The 5,898-nt window shown below is 47.5% G+C and carries 6 protein-coding genes and 1 pseudogene; 4 read left to right on the plus strand and 3 right to left on the minus strand.

From position 1 onward, the window contains the following. On the minus strand, positions 1-1,088 hold a 1,088-nt coding region (locus IQ219_RS15980), incomplete at its 3' end, for a mechanosensitive ion channel family protein (protein ID WP_368667623.1). Positions 1,089-1,512: 424 nt separating this feature from the next. Between IQ219_RS15980 and IQ219_RS15985 the strand changes: the two genes are divergently transcribed. The 4 genes and pseudogenes from IQ219_RS15985 to IQ219_RS16005 all read left to right on the plus strand — a co-directional run bounded on the left by IQ219_RS15985 (position 1,513) and on the right by IQ219_RS16005 (position 4,493). Then, entirely contained in the window at positions 1,513-3,111 is a 1,599-nt protein-coding gene (locus IQ219_RS15985; RefSeq protein WP_228017210.1) for a carotenoid oxygenase family protein, read from the plus strand. A gap of 90 nt (positions 3,112-3,201) precedes the next feature. After that, positions 3,202-3,465, plus strand: a complete 264-nt coding sequence (locus IQ219_RS15990; RefSeq protein ID WP_194016161.1) for a type II toxin-antitoxin system Phd/YefM family antitoxin — start codon at positions 3,202-3,204, stop codon at positions 3,463-3,465. Between the two features lie 10 nt (positions 3,466-3,475). Then, positions 3,476-3,736: pseudogene (locus IQ219_RS20205) on the plus strand (Txe/YoeB family addiction module toxin). Between the two features lie 166 nt (positions 3,737-3,902). Then, positions 3,903-4,493 carry a chromophore lyase CpcT/CpeT gene (locus IQ219_RS16005; RefSeq protein ID WP_194073263.1) on the plus strand — a complete coding sequence of 197 codons (591 nt, stop codon included), beginning with the start codon at positions 3,903-3,905 and terminating at the stop codon, positions 4,491-4,493. A 34-nt stretch (positions 4,494-4,527) separates the two neighbouring features. Here IQ219_RS16005 and pgsA read toward each other — a convergent pair whose 3' ends face one another. Together pgsA and IQ219_RS16015 are read right to left on the minus strand one after the other, a co-directional pair. After that, entirely contained in the window at positions 4,528-5,082 is a 555-nt protein-coding gene (gene pgsA, locus IQ219_RS16010; protein WP_194073264.1) for a CDP-diacylglycerol--glycerol-3-phosphate 3-phosphatidyltransferase, read from the minus strand. Positions 5,083-5,125: 43 nt separating this feature from the next. Beyond that, a partial coding sequence (locus tag IQ219_RS16015; protein WP_194073265.1) for a flavin reductase family protein occupies positions 5,126-5,898 on the minus strand: 773 nt, incomplete at its 5' end.

Consider the following 5,898-nt stretch of genomic DNA (forward strand, 5'->3'; position numbering starts at 1 on the left):
CATTCATGAACTAAAACCATTGGTGCTGGCTCCAGTTGAATACCTTCTATGGGTATCAAAGCTTCCTTAATCAAGTTTTTAACTTGGTTTAAATCACTGTCGTAATCTACCCCAACCATCACATCACTGCGACGCATGGGAGAAGCGGTATTATTAATAATGCTGCTTTGAAACACTACCTGATTAGGAATATAAACTAAACGACCATCATAGGTACGCATTGTTGTGGCTCGGAGTTGAATCTGTACCACAGTGCCTTCGTAGTCTCCCACCACAATTTGATCCTGAATGCGAAAAGGTCTAGCTGCTAACAAAATAACCCCGGAAATATAATTGCTTAAAATATCTTTCAAGCTAAAGCCAATGGCCACACTGGTTAGTCCGAGGGTTCCTAGCAAAGTCGCAAAATCTAGCCCTAAAATGGTCAGGGCAATTACTGCACCGATGATCCAGATGCCCCCATAGCATAGGCGACCAATCAGAATTTCCGCACTCCGATCGCCTTCGGTTTTTTCTGCCCACACCAGACCGGCATGGCGTACTCCTTTGGCAACTATCCAAGTGAGGAGAATGATCACCAATGCCCCTAGTAATGAAGGCAAAAGATTAATGGTATCTCTTAATAATTGTCGGGTTGTGTTGGTCAATCTTTGTAAAACATCAACCGCCAAAGGCCGTTCAGTGAAAGCTTGATTTAAACGGTTTGCCCATTGCTCAGCCAGGGTTTCTATGGGCACATTAAAATCGAGGGCGTCCTGGTTGGTCACGGTCATCAGGATACGGTTATTAACTTTTAAAACCGCTATTTCGCGTTGGGGATCAAACTGTACGGTGACAGCTTCGGGGGAATCTGCCTGGGCGAGGACGCTGGCAATGCGACGATTAATGATCTGGGCCCGATCATCGGCGCTTAGGGTCGCTAAACTTCCCACTTCAAGAACGGATTGCCCCCGCACTAAAACATCGGCAAAAAATAATTCATTTTGGGGGGATGCCTGAATCTCCGCTGTCAACGAGGATTGGGGAATCTCATCAATTGGTTCTTGGGCAGGGATTTTCTGGGGATGGGCCAGCACCACAAGCGCCACGACGGTGATGCTCCCCACCATTGTTGCCCATGGCCATGGTAATTTGTAATGTCTATTTACGTATTTTTTGAGCTTTAATAGCATTCAACCTTGCCCCGATGTTTGTCAGCGTATTTTTATTTTTTCGGGAATAATTAAATAATAATATTTCCCCTAATTTCGATAATTTAATTTGGAAAATATTAAAAAAATAAAATACTAGTTGAATGGTAGCAAATTTAAGTTGGCAAGTAAAATAGTGGTGTCCCATGGTTAATCCCTAGCAATGCAATTGACCATCAAAAGGGTCTAGTAGGAATTGTAAAAAAACAAACCAGGTATCAAAAAATCAACCGTTTTTCTTTTTCGATCCCCATTAAACTCCAGCTTCTCCCCATGTTGAAACCTGACCCCTACCAGGCCGTTGTCATCCCCGGGACTCTCCTTGTCCTCGGGAAAATTTTGCTATGATCTGCCTAGCTGTGCGGTGGAGGAAACCTTTGCCAAATCTCTACTTTTGCTGTTCTCCCCTGGGAGCCAAACACCCACTAAGGCTGGTTTTTCCGCCGTCATTTCCCACACAAATTTTTTAGACCTTTCTATGACTGCTACCCTCTCCCGGGCCGCTTGGGCCAGCAATTTCAGCCAAAACGCAGTGGAATTTGACCGGACTGGATTGGAGTTGATTTCAGGACAAATTCCTGCGGCGTTAAAGGGCAGTCTGTACCGCAATGGCCCCGGCCGCCTCAGTCGGGGACGGGAAAAAGTTGGCCATTGGTTTGATGGCGATGGCGCTATCTTGGCAGTGCATTTTGGTGAAGGAAGGGCGGAAGGGCAGTACCGCTATGTGCAAACCCAGGGTTACACAGAAGAAGAAGAGGCTGGGCGTTATCTCTACGGTAACTACGGCATGGTGGATCCCCAGGGGGTTTGGCATTACTGGAAAAGTTTGTTTAGCCAGAATGATGTACTGAAAAATGCCGCTAACACCTCTGTGATTGCCCTGCCCGATCGCCTGTTGGCCCTGTGGGAAGCGGGCCATCCCTATGCGTTAGACCTGGAAAATTTAGCTACTTTGGGCCGGGAGGATTTTGGTGGAGCGTTTCAACCGGGCCAGCCTTTTTCTGCCCATCCCCTGAGGGATCCGTTAACGGAGGAAATTTTTAGTATCGGGGTGGATTTTCAGTTCAATCTCAACCTTTATCGTTTGGACGGTCGGGGCAATTTACTCAAACACCGTCGTTTGAAATTAAGCCGCACCCCCTTTTGCCATAGTTTTTGCTTGGCGGGCCGCTATCTGATTCTCTTTTTACCCCCCATTACCCTCAATCAATTTTCTCTGCTGCTGGGCAATGTGGCCTATGCGGACGCTTTGGGTTGGGATGCAGAAGGCGGGACAAAAGTTCTAGTAATTGATCGCCAAACGTTGGAAATTGTCAGTGAAGGGGAAACGGAATCGTGGTTCCAATGGCACTATGGCAATGGCTGTGAGTTGGAAGATGGCAATGTGCGCCTAGATTTTGTCCGGTTCAGCGATTTTGCCCAAACCAACGAATATTTGCGGGAAGTGCCCACCGGGGCGGTCAAAACTTCGACCAATGGGCAACTGTGGCAAGCCACCCTCAATCCTCAAACAGCCAAAATAGTGGAGTTAACCAAGGTGCTAGACCGCAGTGGTGAATTTCCAGTGGTTAACCCCCAACGGACGGGCCAGCCCTGGCGCTATACCTATATGGCTTTGCAACGGCCAGCAGAAATCCTTGGGTCCCAATGGTTCGGGGAAATTGCCCGCATTGATTACCACACGGGGGATGTCATCACCGCCAAGCTAGGAGAGCATCAATATCCCGTCGAGCCTCTTTACATTCCCCATCCAGATGACGGCGATCGGGGGTGGATTATCACTGTGGTCTATGACGGCGATCGCCATGGCAGTGAAATGTGGTTGTGGGATGCGGATCGTTTGCAGGAAGAACCCATTTGTCGCTTGGCCTTACCAGAGGTGATTCCCTTTAGTTTCCATGGCACCTGGCGACCGGCTTAGTCAAATTTTCAATAAACATAGGCAAGCAAGGGAAACCTTACGGGCCAGGGGACGCAGTTACAATGGGGCAACATCTCAATGGAGGGCTAAATGAAAGCGATTACAACCACCCAAGCCAAGGATAGTTTGGACGAATTAATCAATTCCGTTATTTCTGATTTAGAACCGACCATCGTTAGTAATAATCAGGGTCAGCAGGTGGTATTAATATCATTGGATGAATTTAATTCATGGCAAGAAACCCTTTATTTGCTCTCTAACCCAGCTAATGTAGAACATTTAATGGCATCGATTAAGCAAGCTAAAACTGGACAGATTGTCGAGCCAAAATCGTCAGATCTATTTGAACTGTGAAATTTAAACTGTGAAAATCATCTTTACTGAGCTGTCTTGGCATGATTGCCTGTGGTTTCAGCAAAATGGCAAAAAACTTCTGAAGAGAATTAATTTACTCATCAAGGAGATTGTTAGAAATCCCTTTGAAGGCATGGAAAAACCAGAGCCACTGAAGGCAAATCTTTCCGGTTACTAGTCGAGGTGCATCAATTCTGAGCATCGTTTAGTGTACATAATTACTGATCAAGATTTACTGATTATTTCCTGCCGCTTCCATTACCAAAATTAAAATCAAGTCCTATACAAAAATCTTAATAAATACTTGGTGTCAACTAATGTTGTAAAATTACCTAACACAAGATAGCAGATACCTTGAGAAATCGTCCAATGTATTCCATCTTGGCTTAAATATTTTTTAAGAACTTTTTAAAGCAGTCATTATTCAACAATTATTTATGTCCCATTCCACCGATCTTTCTGCCCTGGCCCGTTGGATGGCGGCCGACTTTAGCAACCAGGCCCAAGCCTTTGAAAATCCTCCCTTCTACGCTCACATCCGGGTGGCCATTCGTCCCCTCGACCAAATCAAATTCGGCGATCGCCTGTTGTTTTTAGAACAAGCCTATGACTTTATGCTCCAGAGACCCTATCGCCTCAGGGTTTTGAAGTTAAAGGCGGTGGAAGATCATATTGAGATTGAAAACTTTAAAGTCAAAGACGAAGAAAAATTTTACGGCGCAGCCAGGGATTTGGCCAAACTGGCCCAGCTCAGCCCCGACGATTTGGAGCCCATGAATGGCTGTGACATGATTGTGGAATGGACTGGCACTAGTTTTAAAGGTGAAGTGCAACCAGGGCGGCAATGTCGGGTGATGCGGGATGGCAAGGAAACCTATCTGGAAAATAGTTTTGAGGTGAGCGAAACAGGATTAGTTAGCCTCGACCGGGGTTACGACCCAGAAACTAATGAACGAGTTTGGGGCTCCGTGGCCGGCGCATTTCATTTTGTCCGTTGGCAAAGTTTCGCCGACGAGGTTAGTTTTTAGCCCTGGTGAACAGCAAGTTTGATACTTTTAACTGTCAGCCCTGGGGAGTTTGATTCCCAACAACTCCCTTGTTTGTCTGGGGGATCAGGTAAATTAGGCCAGAAATTAGCGTCAAAACCACCGCTAGCCAAAATATGACCATACCAATTTGGCCATAAATTTTCGGTAAGGGGGCCAACAGCAAGGCGATCGCCATTATTTGGGTAACGGTTTTCACCTTGCCCCAGAGATTAGCCCCAGCAATTTCCGTCTGACTAGCTAACTGGGGATTAACCCGCCAACCGGCGATGACTAACTCCCTAGCCAAAATTAAGCCCACTGCCCAGGCTGGTACCATTTGCCAAGTCAGGAGAATTAGCAACGGCCCCAACACCAGTAATTTATCCACCAACGGATCGAGGAATTTGCCCAACTCCGTCACCTGGTTTAAGCGACGGGCAAGATAACCATCCAACCAATCGGTGCTAGCGGCCAGCAAAAAAATACCTACTCCCCACCAACGGGTTTCTGCCTCTGGAGTCGGTAACCACAGAAATAGCAAGGGCAAGGCCAATAAACGGGAGACCGTTACCCAGTTAGGTACATTCATCGTCAAAATAGGCAAAAAATGTTTTTGGGGGTTTTGCTAATCGTTAATAATGATCACCAGATTTCCGGTGATGCACCGCCGTTACCCCCTCCTGGAGCAGAGAGCCCCGGTCGGTCACCGCATAAAGCACCCAATGGTCGCCGCACTCTAGCCGTTGTTGTACCCGACATTCCAGGTAAGCCAGGGATTCCTTCAAAATCGGCGCCCCATTTTCCGCTGTTTCCGTGGCTACCCCCGCAAAACGATCGCAGCCGGGGGCAAAGGGTTTGAGGAAATGTTTCATTAACCCTAGATGATTACCCTCCTGCAAAATATTCAAGACAAAGCAACTATTTTTGTGCAACAAAGACTCGATCGCCCTTTCCTTAGCCACCGCCACGGTTAAACCGGGGGGAGAAAAGGTAGCTTGGGAAACCCAGGACGCTAACATGGCACTACCCAACTCCCCTTGGCGGGCCGTAACCACACAGAGGGAACCCACTAAACGACCCAGGGCTTGTTCCGTGCGGGCAGACTCCGACTCCGGCAGAGTAGATTTAGGTTGACGACGTTTTTCCGCTTTTTTCAGGGCCTGAGCAAAATCTGTCCCCGCCTCTTCGCACATTTTCAGGGTTTGATCGGTGGGCTTAAATTTCACCCGGATGGTGTCAAAACCAAAGCTAAAGCCCGCATCCCGAAATTTGCTTTCCAACATATCGATCGCCTCTCCACTCCAACCGAAGGAACCGAACACTGCACATAGTTGGGTTTTGGAAGCATTGGCTAAGGTGATGCCCAGGGCCGTTTGAATGGGGGTGGGGGCATGGCCGCCTAGGG

The organism is Synechocystis sp. LEGE 06083 (genome assembly GCF_015207725.1).
GTDB classification, from domain to species: Bacteria; Cyanobacteriota; Cyanobacteriia; order Cyanobacteriales; family Microcystaceae; genus Synechocystis; species Synechocystis salina.

Bases quoted from the DNA above. Each gene is read 5' to 3' on its own strand.
- pgsA (WP_194073264.1), bottom strand. From the start codon at position 5,082: ATGAATGTACCTAACTGGGTAACGGTCTCCCGTTTATTGGCCTTGCCC.
- IQ219_RS16005 (WP_194073263.1), top strand. From the start codon at position 3,903: ATGTCCCATTCCACCGATCTTTCTGCCCTGGCCCGTTGGATGGCGGCC.
- IQ219_RS15990 (WP_194016161.1), top strand. From the start codon at position 3,202: ATGAAAGCGATTACAACCACCCAAGCCAAGGATAGTTTGGACGAATTA.